We start from the raw sequence: 446 nt of genomic DNA on the forward strand, positions 1-446 counted from the left end.
ACCAGATCGTTGTCACTGTCATCGTCAAGGTAGTCGTCGGTACCGTCGCCATCCGTGTCCTCGGGGTCAATGCCCTCGTCGCCGTTATCGCCCTCATAGGCGTCGTCAAGGCCGTCACCGTCACTGTCATCACCAGTTGGAGGCACATAGCCATCGGTAGGCTGCCCCTCCACGTTGTCGGGGATGCCGTCATCGTCGGAATCGATGTCAAGGTGGTCGGCGATACCGTCGCCGTCACTGTCCAAGGGGTCCGTCAAGGGGTCACCGTCGCCGTCAGCGTTAGGGTCCTCCTCCGTATCCAGGATACCGTCGTTGTCGTCATCGATATCCGTGACGTCGGGTACACCGTCGCCGTCCGTATCGGGACCCTCGTCGTTGTCAGGGTCCAGGTAATCCGGCGTGCCGTCATCGTCGGTATCGTCGTTGGTGGGGTCGCCGTCACCGTT

The 446-nt window shown here is 61.4% G+C and carries 1 protein-coding gene; it reads left to right on the top strand.

Annotated features, from left to right (window positions below; genetic code table 11):
- On the top strand, nucleotides 1–446 hold a 446-nt coding region (locus AACM45_RS20350; protein ID WP_339145050.1), incomplete at both ends, for a hypothetical protein.

Origin of the sequence: Croceitalea sp. MTPC5 (assembly GCF_036985505.1) — a bacterium.
Lineage (GTDB): Bacteria > Bacteroidota > Bacteroidia > Flavobacteriales > Flavobacteriaceae > Croceitalea.